Origin of the sequence: Streptomyces sp. PA03-5A, assembly GCF_033792725.1 — a bacterium.
Taxonomy (GTDB): Bacteria; Actinomycetota; Actinomycetes; order Streptomycetales; family Streptomycetaceae; genus Actinacidiphila.
Map to the genome: position 1 here is coordinate 64250 of NZ_JARAVL010000019.1, position 14814 is coordinate 79063.

General features: G+C 72.5%; 16 protein-coding genes and 1 pseudogene. 13 read left to right on the plus strand and 4 right to left on the minus strand.

Annotation, left to right across the window (positions count from 1 at the left end; all coding sequences use genetic code 11):
• Positions 1 to 21: 21 nt before the first annotated feature.
• Together PV410_RS23880 and PV410_RS23885 are read right to left on the minus strand one after the other, a co-directional pair.
• Positions 22 to 1122, minus strand: coding sequence for a polyprenyl synthetase family protein (locus PV410_RS23880; protein WP_500327516.1), 1101 nt, complete (start codon positions 1120 to 1122; stop codon positions 22 to 24).
• Between the two features lie 449 nt (positions 1123 to 1571).
• The gene (locus tag PV410_RS23885; RefSeq protein ID WP_500327518.1) at positions 1572 to 3026 is read right to left on the minus strand and encodes an MFS transporter; all 1455 of its coding nucleotides are present in this window, start codon (positions 3024 to 3026) and stop codon (positions 1572 to 1574) included.
• Between the two features lie 165 nt (positions 3027 to 3191).
• Between PV410_RS23885 and PV410_RS23890 the strand changes: the two genes are divergently transcribed.
• From PV410_RS23890 to PV410_RS23950, 13 genes are all read left to right on the plus strand, one after another.
• Positions 3192 to 3632, plus strand: a complete 441-nt coding sequence (locus PV410_RS23890) for a MarR family winged helix-turn-helix transcriptional regulator (protein ID WP_499509010.1) — start codon at positions 3192 to 3194, stop codon at positions 3630 to 3632.
• Positions 3633 to 3798: 166 nt separating this feature from the next.
• A complete protein-coding gene (locus PV410_RS23895) occupies positions 3799 to 4551 on the plus strand; it encodes an SDR family NAD(P)-dependent oxidoreductase (RefSeq protein WP_500327519.1) in 753 nt (250 codons plus the stop codon).
• Between the two features lie 206 nt (positions 4552 to 4757).
• On the plus strand, positions 4758 to 5456 hold the full coding sequence (locus tag PV410_RS23900) for an SDR family oxidoreductase (protein ID WP_500327520.1): 699 nt from the start codon (positions 4758 to 4760) through the stop codon (positions 5454 to 5456).
• 169 nt (positions 5457 to 5625) lie between these two features.
• The gene (locus tag PV410_RS23905) at positions 5626 to 5997 is read left to right on the plus strand and encodes a ClpX C4-type zinc finger protein (RefSeq protein WP_500327522.1); all 372 of its coding nucleotides are present in this window, start codon (positions 5626 to 5628) and stop codon (positions 5995 to 5997) included.
• A 146-nt stretch (positions 5998 to 6143) separates the two neighbouring features.
• Complete coding sequence (locus tag PV410_RS23910) at positions 6144 to 6614, plus strand: cation:proton antiporter regulatory subunit (RefSeq protein ID WP_500327524.1); 471 nt, start codon at positions 6144 to 6146, stop codon at positions 6612 to 6614.
• A 2-nt stretch (positions 6615 to 6616) separates the two neighbouring features.
• On the plus strand, positions 6617 to 7855 hold the full coding sequence (locus PV410_RS23915) for a cation:proton antiporter (protein WP_500327526.1): 1239 nt from the start codon (positions 6617 to 6619) through the stop codon (positions 7853 to 7855).
• Between the two features lie 171 nt (positions 7856 to 8026).
• Positions 8027 to 9280, plus strand: coding sequence for an MFS transporter (locus PV410_RS23920; protein WP_500327527.1), 1254 nt, complete (start codon positions 8027 to 8029; stop codon positions 9278 to 9280).
• A gap of 183 nt (positions 9281 to 9463) precedes the next feature.
• Positions 9464 to 10462 carry an RNA polymerase subunit sigma-70 gene (locus tag PV410_RS23925; RefSeq protein ID WP_500327529.1) on the plus strand — a complete coding sequence of 333 codons (999 nt, stop codon included), beginning with the start codon at positions 9464 to 9466 and terminating at the stop codon, positions 10460 to 10462.
• A 5-nt stretch (positions 10463 to 10467) separates the two neighbouring features.
• Complete coding sequence (locus tag PV410_RS23930) at positions 10468 to 10758, plus strand: hypothetical protein (RefSeq protein ID WP_500327530.1); 291 nt, start codon at positions 10468 to 10470, stop codon at positions 10756 to 10758.
• Between the two features lie 5 nt (positions 10759 to 10763).
• Positions 10764 to 11210 carry a DUF6069 family protein gene (locus tag PV410_RS23935; protein ID WP_500327532.1) on the plus strand — a complete coding sequence of 149 codons (447 nt, stop codon included), beginning with the start codon at positions 10764 to 10766 and terminating at the stop codon, positions 11208 to 11210.
• Positions 11211 to 11336: 126 nt separating this feature from the next.
• Positions 11337 to 11873, plus strand: coding sequence for an NUDIX hydrolase family protein (locus tag PV410_RS23940; RefSeq protein WP_499509019.1), 537 nt, complete (start codon positions 11337 to 11339; stop codon positions 11871 to 11873).
• Positions 11874 to 12064: 191 nt separating this feature from the next.
• Positions 12065 to 13090, plus strand: coding sequence for a baeRF2 domain-containing protein (locus PV410_RS23945; protein ID WP_500327533.1), 1026 nt, complete (start codon positions 12065 to 12067; stop codon positions 13088 to 13090).
• A gap of 67 nt (positions 13091 to 13157) precedes the next feature.
• Positions 13158 to 13598: an ATP-binding protein gene (locus PV410_RS23950; RefSeq protein WP_500327535.1), complete on the plus strand. Its 441-nt coding sequence runs from the start codon at positions 13158 to 13160 to the stop codon at positions 13596 to 13598.
• An 85-nt stretch (positions 13599 to 13683) separates the two neighbouring features.
• Here PV410_RS23950 and PV410_RS23955 read toward each other — a convergent pair.
• A pseudogene (locus tag PV410_RS23955) lies at positions 13684 to 14001 on the minus strand (SDR family oxidoreductase); the annotation flags it as partial.
• A gap of 220 nt (positions 14002 to 14221) precedes the next feature.
• Positions 14222 to 14806, minus strand: a complete 585-nt coding sequence (locus PV410_RS23960; RefSeq protein WP_500327537.1) for a TetR/AcrR family transcriptional regulator — start codon at positions 14804 to 14806, stop codon at positions 14222 to 14224.
• Between the last annotated feature and the right edge of the window lie 8 nt (positions 14807 to 14814).

The window sequence follows — 14814 nt, forward strand, 5'->3', positions numbered from 1 at the left end:
GGGCGGGTGGAACCGGCGGCGTCATACGACGGCGACCGCACCTATACGGCGGGCCAGCCGGGCCAGGGAACGGACGCCCTGCGGTTCGAGGAGCCCGGTTGTGAGGAGACCGGCGGCCTCGTCGGCCAAGGCGGCGATCCGGGTCTCCACCGCCTGCACCGCACCCAGGTCCCGCAACAGCCCGCGGAGGCCGTCGAGCGCCGTCTCGTCCGCATCGGGGTTGCCGAGCGTCGCGCGGATGCGGGCTTCGGCTGCGGGCGAGCCGGACCGCCGGGCCAGTTGCAGCGCCACGGCCGTCAGGTACGTGAGCTTTCCCGAGCGGATGTCGTCGCCTGACGGTTTGCCCGTTTCTGCCGGGTCCCCGTAGACGCCCAGCAAGTCGTCACGGAGCTGGAAGGCCAGGCCGATCCGGCGGCCGAACTCGTGCAGGACCTCGGTCGTGCGGTCGTCCGCACCGGCGGCGACCGCGCCCACTGCCAGCGGGCGGGCGACGCTGTAGAGGGCGGACTTCAGTTCGGCGGTACGCAGGGCCGCCCTGGGGTCGTCCGAGCGTTCCGCCTGCAGGCGCAGGTCGAGGTGCTGGCCCGCCACCATCTCGGAGCGCATGGCCTGCCACAGCCCTTCGACCTGACGGCGCACCACGTCGCCCAGCGGCACGGTCCTGAGGAGGTCTTCCGCCCACACCAAGGCCAGGTCGCCGGCCAGCACCGCTTGCGCGAATCCATAGGCCGCCGCGTCCCCGGACCAGCCCGCCCGCAGGTGCGCCTCGGTGAACTGCGCGTGCACCGCCGGCCCGCCCCGGCGTGTGTCCGAGCGGTCCATCACGTCGTCGTGGATCAGCGCGCAGGCCTGCAACAGCTCCAGCGCCGCCCCCAGCCGTACCGGGGTCACGACCTCGTCCCGGGCGACCGGCCCACCCGCCGCGAGCCAGCCCCACCACAGGCAGCGTGCGCGCAGCCGGGCGCCACCACGCGACACGAACTCCGTGAGGGTGCCGGCCAAGGTGGCGTCCGCGGGCAGGACACCCGATCCGGTGAGGCGCCGTTCCGCCATGTAGGCGGACAGTTCAGCCTCGACCGCTTCCACCACCTCGGTGTCCGCTCCCGTCTCCGAGCTTCCCACGGCGGCCTCTCGGTCGATGCCCCGGGCGGCCGCGTCCCGCGCGGAGGCGGCTCCCTCTGACGACCGCTCCCCACCTCCGCGGCCTCGGAGCCTCGCGGGGTGATCACGGTCGTTCCCGACTCTGGCACCGGCTCGGCCACCGCGCATCTGCAGCCGTCCGTCCGAACCCGCCAGGGGAGGCGATCAGCCCTCGGCGCCGGTCGGGGCGGGTGGCGTCCCGTCGACCGCGAGGGCCTGTACAGGGCGGTCAGGCGATGGCAGAAGGTGATCAGCCGGAGGAGACGCTGCCGGCCACACCGACGGCCCTGAGCCTCGTATGCCCCGGCCTTCTCCGGTACGACGCGGAACAGGGACGCGTACGGCCGCACGCCCGTCATGCGGGAGTGCGGCCGCTGCCCCGCGTCTCGTCGACCGATCGCCCGGGGGAACCGTGGGGTTCGTGAGGCGGATCAGTTCTCCAGGGCCGCCTGCTTGGCCACCGGGGCCGGCGCGGCCTCGGCGTCGCCCGACGCGGCGCGGGCGGCCGGGATGGCCATGGCGACGAGCGCGGCGACCAGCGCGATGCCGCAGCCGATCACCAGGCCGGTACGGAAGCCGTTCTCGGAGGTGAAGGTGTAGCCGCCCACGGTCGTGGTCATCTGGGAGAGGACGACACCGATCACGGCGGCGCCCACCGAGGTGCCCAGCGAACGCATCAGGGCGTTGAAGCCGTTGGCGGCGGCGGTCTCCGACAACGGGACCGAACCCATGATCAGGGCGGGCATCGATCCGTACGCGAGTCCCACGCCGCTGTTGACGACCATGACCGCCAGCATCAGACCCCAGGCGGAGCCCGTCAGCACCAGCGACAGGCCGTACCCGGCGGCGAGGACCAGGGCGCCGCACATCAGGGTGAACTTGGGGCCGCGGGCATTGGTCAGCTTGCCGCCCAGGGGAGAGACGATCATCATCATGATGCCGCCCGGCAGGAGCCACAGGCCCGCCGCGAGCATGGACTGGCCGAGGCCGTAGCCGGTCGCCTTGGGGAACTGCAGCAACTGCGGGACGACCAGCATCCCGGCGTACATGCCGAAGCCCACGAAGACCGAGGCCAGGTTGGTGATCAGCACCCGGGGCCGGGCCGTGGTCCGCAGGTCGACCAGCGGGTCGCGGGTGCGCAGTTCCCACCAGCCCCAGCCGGCCAGCACGACGACGGCGGCACCGAACAGGCCGAGCGTGGTCGCCGAACCCCAGCCCCAGTCGGCTCCCTTGGAGACGGCGAGCAGCAGGCAGACCAGTCCGACGCCCAGTCCGAGCGCGCCGGGCACGTCGAAGCGCTGGCCCTTGGCGCCGGCGGGAACCTCGGGGATGAAGAACCAGATCAGCACCGCGACGACGGCGGCCAGGCCCGCGGAGCCCCAGAAGAGCACGCGCCAGTCGGCGTACTGGGCGATCGCGGCGGCGATCGGCAGGCCCAGACCGCCGCCGATGCCCATGGAGGCGCTGACCAGGGCGATGGAGGAGCTGAGCTTCTCCGCGGGCACCACGTCACGGAGCAGGGCGATGCCGAGCGGCACCATGCCCATGCCCATGCCCTGCAGACCCCGCCCGACGATCATCGGCGTGACGGAGGACGACAGGGCGCACACCACCGAGCCCGCCACGAGCGGCACCGAGCAGACCACCAGCATGCGCCGCTTGCCCACCAGGTCGCCGAGGCGCCCGAAGACGGGCACGCACACGGCCGCCACCAGAAGGGTGGCGGTGATCACCCAGGCGGCGTTCGAGGACGAGGTGTGCAGGATCTGCGGCAGCTCCGTCAGCAGCGGGGTGACGAGCGTCTGCATGATCGCGGCGGTGATGCCGGCGAGGGCCAGCGTGGCGACCACGCCCCCTGCACGGGCTGTGGGTTGTGGGGCGTTCATGACGGCACTCCTCGCCTGACGGTCCTGCGTTCGGGATCGATGTGCATCGTACATAGGAAGTGCATCACGCACATGATGTGGCTGGTGCACGCGCTGTGCGAGGATGACAGCGGGCGCCGCACACGCACACCGGCGGCCCGGCGGACGGCAGGAGGCGGAAGAGCTATGGGCAGGTCCACCCACGAGGTCGAGTACGAGCAGATGCTCCTCAGCCGCCACGAACTGCTGCGCCACAGGTCCGGCGCCCTGGACCGCAGCGCGTACATCCTCCTCAGCCGCATCCGGGTCCAGGGGCCCATGTCGATCGGCGAGCTGAGCGAGGCCTTCGCGCTCGACGCCTCGACCCTCAACCGGCAGACCGCCGCGGCCATGCGCGCCGGGCTCGTGGAACGCATCCCCGACCCGGAGGGCGGCATGGCGCGCAAGTTCCGCATCACGCCCCAGGGCGCCCGCATGCTGGACGAGGAGCGCGACGCCATCATCGGCGGCCTGGACAAGGTCATGGCCGACTGGCCGGACCAGGACATCGCCGCCTTCGCCTCCTACCTCAGGCGCTTCAACACCGACATCGAACGCCTCGCCGGACGGCCCTGGCCCCGCCCCTGAACCGCCGGGCGCCCGGCCCGCGGGCCGCCAACCCACCTCGTCGGCAGGATATTTGACGGGGCAAGCACTCCTCGATTTACTTGACGTAGCAATCACTTCTGCGACCGGTCCGGCTCGCCCGCGCCGTCACGCGCGGAAGTACCCGTCATTCCTTGGAGGTTGTGCAATGGGACGTCTACTGGGCCGCGCCGCGCTCGTCACCGGTTCGACGAGCGGCATCGGACGTGCGGTCGCGGAAGCCCTGGCACTTGAGGGTGCCACCGTCGTGGTCACCGGGCGCAGCGCGGAGCGCGGTGCCGGGGTCGTCGAGGGGATCACGGCACAGGGGGGCCGGGCGCACTTCGTCCAGGCCGATCTGGCGGCGGGCGGTGCGGAGGTCCGGCGGCTGGCGCAGGAGGCGTCGGCGCTCGCGGGCGGGCCGATCGACATCCTGGTGAACAACGCCGCCTACCTGGTCCCGCCGCAGTCGATGACGGAGGCGACCGAGGAGCAGATCGACGAGGCGCTGGCGGTCAACGTCAAGGTCCCGTTCCTGCTCGCGGCCGCGCTGGTGCCCGCCATGGTGGAGCGCGGCGCCGGATCGGTGATCAACGTGGGGTCGATCAACGGTGTCGTCGGCATGGACTTCGCGGCGCTCTACGGGGCCACCAAGGCCGGTCTGCACTCGCTGACGAAGTCCTGGGCGGTCGAGCTGGCCTCCAAGGGGGTGCGGGTCAACACCGTCGCTCCCGGCCCGACCGTCACCGAGGCCAACGAGGTCTACCGCACCCTGCTGGAGAAGCTCGCCCAGAACTACCCCGCCAAGCGGCCGGGCACCGCCAAGGAGGTCGCCGCCGCGGTGGTCTTCCTCGCCGGCGAGGACGCCGCGCACATCCACGGCGCCACGCTCCCGATCGACGGCGGCGCCCTCGCCCTCTGAGGCGGACACCCAGGCCCCGCCTCCGGCCCGTTCTCCGGCCCCACCTGCGGTTTCGCGCGTGGGGCCGCGTCGTCGCCACAACCTGACGAGCTCTGACTTTCATTATTAAATCCAGATGCTAGCCTGGAACCGCGGACCCCGAAGGGCCGCGTGCTCGAGCCGTGTCCGGTGCCCTGCCGAGAGGGCGTGTCGCAAAGGAAAGCCGTATGGACATCAAGGGATCCGTCGCCCTCGTGACGGGAGCCAACCGAGGGATCGGGCGCGCGTTCGCCCGGGCGCTCCTGGAGCAGGGCGCGGCCAAGGTCTACGCCGGCGTCCGCGACCCGAAGAGCGTGACCGATCCGGACCTCGTCCCGCTGCGGCTGGACGTGACGGACGAGGCGCAGACAGCCGCGGCCGCCGAGGCGGCGGGCGACGTCTCCATCCTGGTCAACAACGCCGGTATCGGAGGCGCGACCACCGGGCTGCTGTCGGGCGGCCTCGACGGCGCACGGCAGGCGATGGAGGTCAACTACTTCGGCACCTGGGCGGTGTCCCGGGCCTTCGCCCCGGTGCTGGCCCGCAACGGCGGCGGGGCGCTGGTGAACATGCTGTCACTGGCCTCCTGGGCCGGGCAGCCGCAGTTCCCCGGCTACGCCGCGTCCAAGGCCGCGCAGTGGTCGCTGACGGACGCCCTGCGCAAGGGCCTGCACGACCAGGGCACCCTGGTCGTCGGTGTGCACTGCGGATTCGTGGACACCGACCTGAGCGCATGGACGGACGCGCCGAAGATCAGCGCCGCCAGCGTTGCGGAACTGACCATGGAGGCCCTGACCCACGACCGGTTCGAGGTCCTCGCCGACGAGCAGACGCGAAGCGTCAAGGCCGCCCTGTCCCAGCCCCCGACGGTGGGGCCCGCAGCCTGATCCGGCCGGCCCCGGTCCCGCCGCGCGGCAGGACCGGGGCCGCATCGGCCAAGCTGACACCTCCTCACCTGGCCGGTTCCGGCGACGAGATGACGCACGCGAACGGCTTGTCAGGGATTCCCTGACGCTCTAGCTTGTCAGGGAATCCCTGACAACCAAGGAGTGAGCCGTGCCCCCCTCTGGCATCCAGGACGCATTCACCCGGTGCTCCTTCTGCGGCAAGCCGGACCGCGAGGTCGAGAAGCTGGTCGCGGGCGCCGGCGTGCAGATCTGCAACGAATGCGTGGCGCTGTCCGCATCGATCATCGACGGAAGCCTGGGCACCCCGCCGGGAGCTCCCCTGCCGCTCTGGGCATCGCTGACCGACGCGGAGATGCTGGGCCACATCCCGCGCGTCGCCGCGCACATCGACCGGGCCGAGGCCGATCTGCGCTCATGGGTGCAGGAACTGCGGCGCCGCGGTGTCACCTGGACCCGGATCGGCGAAGCCCTCGGGATCGCCCGGCAGTCCGCGTGGGAACGGTTCTCCGGCGAGGAGTGACCGGCGCCGCCCCCTCCTGCCCGACCACGCGACGACCGGCGCGTTCGGAATAGAACGCTCCGGATGAACGTAATAAGGATGTAAAAGTCGCTGGTCAAGAGCACGCCGTCCGCAGGGGTGGGGTGCAGGTCGCCTGGGAGGCAGGAGTGGGCATACGGCGGACGACCCTTCCGGGCATCGGCACGCAGTACGACGTGACCACGCGCACCGGGCGGAACCTGTCGGTGGTGGTCCACCAGGACGGCCGGAGGTTCCTCGGCTTCTACGAGGCCGACGATCCCGACGCGTGCGGGATGTCGGTCCCACTGGAAGCCGACGAGGCCGCCGGGCTGGCACGGTTGCTGGACCCGACACCGCTGGAGGCAGTGCGGACGGAGGGCATCGGGCTGGTCACCGAACAGATCCCGGTGGACTCCAGGTCGCCGTACGCGGGGCGCCCGTTGGGTGACACCCGCGCCCGGACGCTGACCGGGGCCTCCGTCGTGGCCGTGATGCGCCGGACCACCGCGCACCACTCCCCCGGGCCGGACTTCCGGCTGGCGATCGGGGACACGCTCGTGGTGGTCGGCACGCGTGAGGGCGTGGACGCACTGGCCGCGATCGTGGCGGGGCGGTGACGATGCACGACACCACCGCGCTGCTCATCGAGCTCGGCGCCGTCATCCTCGGGCTGGGCCTCATCGGGCGCTTCGCCGGCCGGATGGGGCTGTCGCCCGTGCCGCTCTACCTGCTGGCCGGACTGGCCTTCGGGCACGGCGGCATCGTGCCGCTGTCGGCGAGCGAGGACTTCATCTCCGTGGGGGCCGAGATCGGCGTGGTCCTGCTGCTCCTGCTGCTCGGCCTGGAGTACAGCGCGTCGGAACTGGTCACCAATCTGCGCGCGCAGTACCCGTCGGGGGTCGTGGACTTCGTCCTCAACGCGGTACCCGGCGCGGTGGCGGCGCTGTTGCTGGGATGGGGGCCGGTGGCCGCCGTCGCGCTGGCCGGGGTCACCTGGATCTCCTCGTCCGGTGTCATCGCGAAGGTGCTCACCGACCTCGGCCGGCTCGGCAACCGCGAGACGCCCGTGGTGCTCGGCGTCCTCGTCATCGAGGACCTGGCCATGGCGGTCTACCTGCCGCTGCTGACCACCCTGCTGGCGGGCCTGGGCCTGGCTGCCGGAGGCGTGACGCTGGCGATCGCCCTCGGGACCGTGGGCACGGTGCTGTACCTGGCGCTGCGCCACGGCCGGCTGCTCAGCAAGGCGGTCTCCTCCGACAACCCCGAGATGCTCCTGCTGGTCGTGCTCGGCCTGGCGCTGGTGGTGGCGGGCATCACCCAGAAACTGCAGGTGTCGGCGGCCGTCGGGGCGTTCCTGGTGGGCATCGCCCTGTCCGGTGAGGTTGCGGCGGGAGCGGGACGTCTGCTGACGCCGTTGCGCGATCTGTTCGCCGCCGTCTTCTTCGTGTTCTTCGGGCTGTCCACCGATCCGGCGGCGATCCCGCCCGTGCTGCTCCCGGCGCTGGCCCTGGCGCTGGTCACCACGGGAACCAAGATCGTCACCGGTTGGTACGCCGCCCGGCGGGCGGGCATCCACGCGCGGGGCAGGCTGCGGGCGGGTGGCGCGCTCGTCGCACGCGGGGAGTTCTCCATCGTCATCGCGGGCCTCGCCGTCGCCACGCAGCCCCGTATCGGCCCCCTGGCCACCGCGTACGTCCTGATCCTGGTCGTCGTCGGGCCCCTGGCGGCCCGCTACACCGAACCCGCGGTCACCGCGCTCGGCCGGCGGCTGCGGCGTGACGCCTTCGCGCAGCCGCTGCCGGGGGCCGTCGAGGCGTTCGAGGTGACGCCCCCCGAGGACTCCCCCGCCCGGCGGTGACGGCGGTCATCTCCGTCGGAGATGACGGATATCGTGATGCATCTTCCTCACCGGGGAAGCAATCCTCCGGTGCGGGCGCTGCAGCATTCGTCCGAGCGGCGCGAGGGGTTGCTCGGTCGCCACTCCACCCGCCCGAACCGCACCACCGGTTCCCGACACGAGGAGGTCCTCGTGTCCGCTCCCCGCACGACCAGGTCCGTGCGTCGTCCGGCGCCCGCCGGGGCCGCCCACGGCGTTCCGGGATGGCTGGTCGGGCTGCTGGCCGTCGCCTCCGGGTTGACCGTCGCCAACCTCTACTACGCCCAGCCGCTCCTGGCGTCGCTGAGCACGATCTTCCACCTCGGTCCGGCAGCGGCCGGCACTTTGATCACGGTGACGCAGGTCGGCTACGTGGTCGGCATGGTCTTCCTGGTCCCGCTCGGCGACCGGCTGGAGAAGCGCCGGCTGGTCACCGCGCTGCTGACCGTCACCACGGTCTCCTTGGTGGTGGCGGGTTTCGCCACGAGCTTCCCGATGCTGCTCGTCGCGTCCCTGGTCAGCGGTGCCACCTCCGTCGTCGCGCAGATCCTGGTGCCGTTCGCGGCGGGCCTCGCGCCCGACCGCGCCCGCGGCCGCATCGTCGGGCGGGTGATGAGCGGACTGCTCGCCGGGATCCTGTTGTCCCGCACCGTCAGCAGCCTGGTCTCCGACCTCGCGGGCTGGCGCTACGTCTACCTCGGCTCCGCGGTCCTGATGGCGCTCCTGGCCCTGGCGCTGCGCGCCGCCCTGCCACAGCACGCCCCGACGACCTCCCTGTCGTACGGGCGGGTCCTGCGTTCGACGGTGCAGTTGGTGCGGACACATCCTGCGTTGCGACGCCGGGGGCTGTACCAGGCGGCCATGTTCGGCGCGTTCAGCGTCTTCTGGACCCCCGTCTCCTTCCTCCTCACCGGCCCGTTCCACTACTCGCCGATCGGTGTCGCGGTCTTCGCGCTCGTGGGAGCGGCGGGTGCCGCGGTGGCACCGCTGGCGGGCCGCTGGGCGGACCGCGGCCTCGTCCGCCCGGTCACGGGGACCGCCCTCGGCGTCGCGGCCGTGGCCTTCGCCGTCGCGGGCTTCGGGCAGCACAGCATCATCCTGATCGCCTTCGCCGCGGTCCTCATCGACATGGCCGTGCAGACCTCGCTCATCCTCGGGCAGCACACGATCTACCAGCTCGACGCCGCCGCGCGGTCGCGGCTGAACAGCGCCTTCATCGCGATCTTCTTCGTGGGAGGCGCGCTCGGTTCGCAACTCGGGGCACTGGCCTACCACGCGGACGGCTGGAGGGCGGTCAGCGTCCTCGGGGCCGCTCTGCCCCTGATCGGCCTCGGCTACTGGGCGACGGAGCGTCGCGCCGCCCGCAAGAGCGCGGAGGCCGCGACCGCGCAGGCCCCCTCCCGGTAACGGGTCCGGCAGACTCCACGAGATGACCAATCGTCAGGCGGGGCCTACGGGTCCTTGGTTCGCAGTCACGAAGCGGCGGAGTTCCCTGCGTGTCCGTGCCATGCCGGCCGACCCTGGTGATGAGTTGTCGCGCCCGCACCCGTCACATCTACGACGGGACACGACGAACCGAAGGATGACGTGATGAGTGCGGACACGCGGTTGGAGGAGCTGGGCGGGAGCGGTCTCGGCGAGGTCGACGGGCCGGCGTTCTCGGGGCTGGCGGAGCGGCACCGGCGGGAGCTGCACGTGCACTGCTACCGGATGCTCGGCTCGTTCGAGGACGCCGAGGACACCGTGCAGGAGACGCTCCTCCGTGCCTGGCGGCGGCGGGAGACCTTCGAGGGGCGGTCGACGTTCCGCGCCTGGCTGTACCGGATCGCCACCAACGCCTGCCTGGACCTGCTCGCCAAGCGCCGCCCGGAGCCCGCGACCGGCGGCGAGGTGCTGTGGTTGCAGCCCTACCCGGACCGGCTGCTCGACGAGTTGCCCGCGGCCGACGCCGACGAGCCGGAGAGCGTCGCCGTCGCGCGGGAGACGATCGAGCTGGCGTACCTCGTCGCCGTCCAGCACCTCGCGCCGCGCCCGCGCGCCGTACTCATCCTGCGCGACGTGCTCGGCTGGCCGGCGAAGGACGTCGCGGAACTCCTCGGCGACTCCGTCAACTCCGTCAACAGCGCGCTGCAACGGGCCCGCGCCGGCATGCGGGAGCACCTGCCCGCCGAGCGGCAGGACTGGAGCGGCGGCGCTGAGGACTCCGGGACGCGCGAGCTGGTACGTCGCTTCACCGACGCCAGCGTGGCCACGGACGTCGACCGGCTCGCCGGCATGCTGCGTGACGACGTCCGCTGCTCGATGCCGCCGACGCCGGGCCTGTCCCTGGGCCGCGACGCGGTGGTGACCGGCTGGGTCGCGGACGGCTTCGAAGGCATGCAGGGTCTGCGCGGCGTCCCCACGTCGGTGAACCGGCAACCCGCCGTCGCCTTCTACCTCTGGAACGAGCGCGAGGGCGCCTACCTGCCGTTGACGCTCGACGTCCTGCGCGTCACCGGCGGGGTGATCACCGAGATCGTCGTCTTCCACGCCGACCGGTTCCCGCGGCTCGGGCTTCCGGAGCGCCTGCCGGCGGACGGCACGGAGTAGCCCCGGTGCGGACGCTCGCGCTGCGCGGTGGCGCTCGTGTCACGGTGGTCGCCGCGCAATGGTGCGACGCCTTCGGCGTCGTCACCCGCGGGCGGGTGCGGCTGGAGCTGCGCGACGGCGAGCCCGGCCTCGGACGCGACGCCGGGTTCTGGCTTCGCGGCACCGGCGTCCGCTCCCTGCGCGACCCCGGCCGTCGCACGGCGAGGGTGCGCAGCGTCACCCCCAAGGCCAGGACCGTCACATGCCGGTCACCACACCCCGTACGCCCGTTACCGGATGACGGAGGAACGACATGAACACCATGAAGGGCACCGGGGTCGTCGCAGGCCCGGCATCGGGCCGGACCAGCCACACCCACCGACTCCGCAGGCTCGCCGGCACCGGCTTCATCGCCACGCTCGCAGCGATGGTGGCCACCACCCTCGCCGCTGCGCTTGCCCAGGCCGCCGGCGTCGGCTTCGAGGTCCCCGATGGTGGCGAGACGATCCCGTTGCCCGGGTTCGCCGTGGTGACCGGCCTCTTCTCGGTCGTGGGCGTCGTCATTGCCGTCGCTCTTCTTCGCTGGAGCGCTCACCCCGCCAGGCGATTCGTGTGGACGGCGGTGTCGCTGACCGCGATTTCGCTGGTCCCGCCCCTCCTGTCCGGGGCGGACACGGCCACCACCACCGCCCTCATCGGGCTGCACCTCGTCCCTGCGACGGTGATGATCCCCACCCTGGCGCGGAGCCTCCGTATCCGGACCGATTGACGATTCCGCAACCGAGCGACGCGCTGCGCCAGGGCGTGCGCGAGCGCACCAAGGTGGGTCGAACAGGTTCACGGCGCACCCCGGCGATCACCCCCACGTGGCCTGCTCTCCGCGTACGATCACTCGATGGCCGACATGACCGAAACCACGCCCGGCTGGCTGTCTCCGGACGACCTGGAGCTGACCCGCGCACGCATGCCGATCCTGTACGTCGACGCCGTGCCCGTGCGGGTCGACGACAGCGGGGAGGTGACACACATCGGTCTGCTCCTGCGCATCGGACCGGACGGGAACGTCAGCCGCGCCCTCGTCTCCGGGCGGGTGCTCCACCACGAGCGTGTCCGCGAGGCGCTCATCCGCCACCTGGAGAAGGACCTCGGGCCCATGGCCCTGCCCCGCATCCCGGTCTCGCCGCAGCCCTTCACCATCGCCGAGTACTTCCCGACACAGGGTGTGACGCCCTTCCACGACCCCCGGCAGCACGCGGTGTCCCTGGCCTACGTCGTCCCCGTGGCGGGCGACTGCCACCCCCGGCAGGACGCCCTCGACCTGGTGTGGTTCACCCCGCAGGAGGCGTCCTCGCCGCAGTTGCAGCAGGAGATGCAGGGCGGGCAGGGCGTCCTGCTCCGGCAGGCCCTCGCCCACGTCGGCTGCCTCACCTGAGCTCTGTGGCGGCCCGGGCGGTCCACTGCCCGCGCCGCCACACGCACGAGGGACCACCGCGCGGGTACGGGCACGCTCCAGCGGGTACGGGCACGCTCAAGGGGGGGCCGGCACCGGTTGCCGGCACACACCGATCCGCGCGGTCCCCGGCCGCCGCCCGGCCACAGGAGCCCCGTCCGGGAGGCACCCTGATGAAGCTGTCGTTCCTGCAACCGCTGTTCGACCGGCCGGGCCCGTGGGCGAGCGCCTACCTGGACACCTCCCGGGACGTCGCGGATCCCGACCGCGTCATCGCACGGCGCTGGCGGCACCTGCGTGACGACCTCACCGCCCACGGCGCCGACCCGGCCACCGTCCACGCCCTGCACGCCGCTGTGGGCATGGACGACAACCTGCCCGGTCGGCACGGCCAGGCCCTGTTCGCCACCCGTGGGGAACTCGTCCTCGCCGCGGAGCTGCCCGAACCGCCCGTGCACGACACCGCCGACCTCGACGACCTGCCCGACGCCCTGCCCCTGGTGGTGCAGCGCGCCCCGGACCTTCCCTACCTGGCCGTGTTCGTCGGCCGCACCGAGGACGGCGGCGGCATCCAGGTCGCCGCCCAGACCGAGCGCTGGCCGGCTGGACGTATCGACACGGATCCGGCCGTCCGGCAGACCGTCCCGGCGGAGGACTGGCAGCGCACCGCCCCCCGTCTCGCCGGGGACCTGACCGACCTCGCCGACCGCGGCGCCGCCGAGGTGCTCGTGCTGGGCCGGGATCCCGGCGACCCCCGGACCGCCGGTGTCCTGGTCGACCACATGCCGGAACGCCTGGGGAACGCCCTCGTCACGGTCGGCACCGGCAACCCCGGCGGCACTCCCGACCGGGCCCTGCTGGAGGAGCACCTCGCCCGCGAGCTCGGCGGCCGCCTCAACGCCGCCGACCAGGCCCGCCTCGAGGCGTATCTGATGCAGCGCGCCCAGGACCGCACCGCCTGCGAGGGCACCGGAGCCGTCGTCGCGGCGCTGGGGCGCGCGGACGCCGAGGCCGTCCTGGTCAACGATCCCCCGCCGCTCCCCGGGCACCTGCCGGCTGGGCCCGGCGAACCCGCCGGAGCGGCCCTGCTGCGTGCCGCGGCGTGCACCGGTGCCGAGCTGGTGGTCGTGCCCCGCGGCACCCTCGCCCTGGACGACGGGGTCGGTGTCCTGCTACGCCGACGCGCCCCCGGCGCGTAGCCCCCGGCCTGCGGAATCGTCGGTGACCCGCCCGTGTTGTACCTGCAGGTACAACGAGAGGGATGGGATGGATACCGTCGACGCAGGGCAGCGGCCGGGCCGGCAGTCCCTGCCGGCCGAATCAGGAAGCTGGGCGCTCTCCTACCGGCCCGAAGCCCCCGCAGAAGCCCGCAAACTCACCAAGGAAGCTCTGCACCGCTGGAAGGTGCCGGCAGCCGCTGCCGACGAGATCCTGCTGGTCGTCTCGGAGCTCGTCACGAACGCCTTCGAATACGCCCGGCCGCCCATCGTGCTCCACCTGGACCGCGACCGGAGCACCGGGCAGGTCCGCGTGGAGGTCACCGACGGCGGACCGGCCGCCTCCGTCGGGGAATGGGCCGCCAGCTGCGGGGCCTGCGAACACGGCCGTGGCCTGACCATCGTGGACCAGGTGGCCTCGGCGCACGGCGACCGCTGGGAGACCGGCCGCTCCACCCACTGGGCCGAACTCGCTCCCGCCGCCGCCTGACCCCCGGCGGCATCGTACGGCGCGGGGTCCGCACCGGATCCCGCGCCCGCGTACGCGGGCGGCGACCGCCACCGGAGGCGGGCGCTCAGCCCTGCGCGGTGGGGCGTACGACGAGTTCGTTGACGTCGACGTCCGCGGGCCGGTCGACGGCGAAGGCGATGGCGTCGGCGATGGCGGACGCCGGGATCGCCAACCGCTCGGCGGCCGCGTGGGCGGCGACCCGGGCCTCCTCGGATCCGCCGCGGTCGGTCAGCTCGCTCCGGGTGAAGCCGGGGCTGACGACCGTGACGCGGACGTCCCGGCTCTCCTGGCGCAGCCCCTCGGAGAGCGCGGCGACGGCGAACTTGGTGGCGCGGTAGACCGCCGCCGTCGGGTCCACCCGGTGGCCGGACACGGACGAGAGCGGGTCTTCACCGAGCTGACGACCCAGGCCGACGCCGATGAGGACCTGAATTGGGCGGTCTCGGTGGACTGCACCATCGTGCGCACGCATCAGCACGCGGCCGGGGCCCGTGGAAAAGGGCTCCGGCCGGCGAGCCCCACGACCATGCCACCGGCCGCTCCCGCAGAGGACTGAGCACCAAGGTCTGCCGCGCCGCAGACGGGAACTGCCGGCTCCAGGATCAAGAAATAGGCAGTGCGATGCTGTCGATCGCGGCGTCGGCGATTCGGTTCCTGGTCTTCACGTCGACCCCTGCCTTGGCGAGCGCTTCGAGCCCGCGATGCGTGGTGAGGATCAGTCCGCCGAGCGCCTCGGCGTCGGCGGCCGGATCCAGGTGCCCGGCGCGCTGCGCCTGCTCGACAAGCCGGCGGCAGCTGTCGAGCAGCACTTCGAACGCCGCGAGTGACCTGGTCGCGATGGCCTCGTTCTCCGACGCCAGTTCGGCCGTGGCCTTGGCCAGCAGACAGCCGGGCTGACCGGTGTGGTCGTCCGGCGCCGTGAGCCATTTGCGGAGGCGGTCGAGGGCCTGGTCCTCCGGGCCTTCGAGCAGGGCGGCGGCGCCCTCGTCGGAGTTTGCGCAGTACTCCTCGAATATTCGCTGGAACAGGGCCTCCTTGTCGCCGAACGCGCCGTAGAGGCTTCCCTTGCTGAGCCCTGTCGCGCGGGAGAGATCGTCGACCGAGGTTCCGTGGTAGCCGGTTTCGTTGAACTGCCGATGCACAGCGGCCAGGACGTCTTGCTCGCTGAATTTCCGTGGTCGCCCCATGCCTCCAT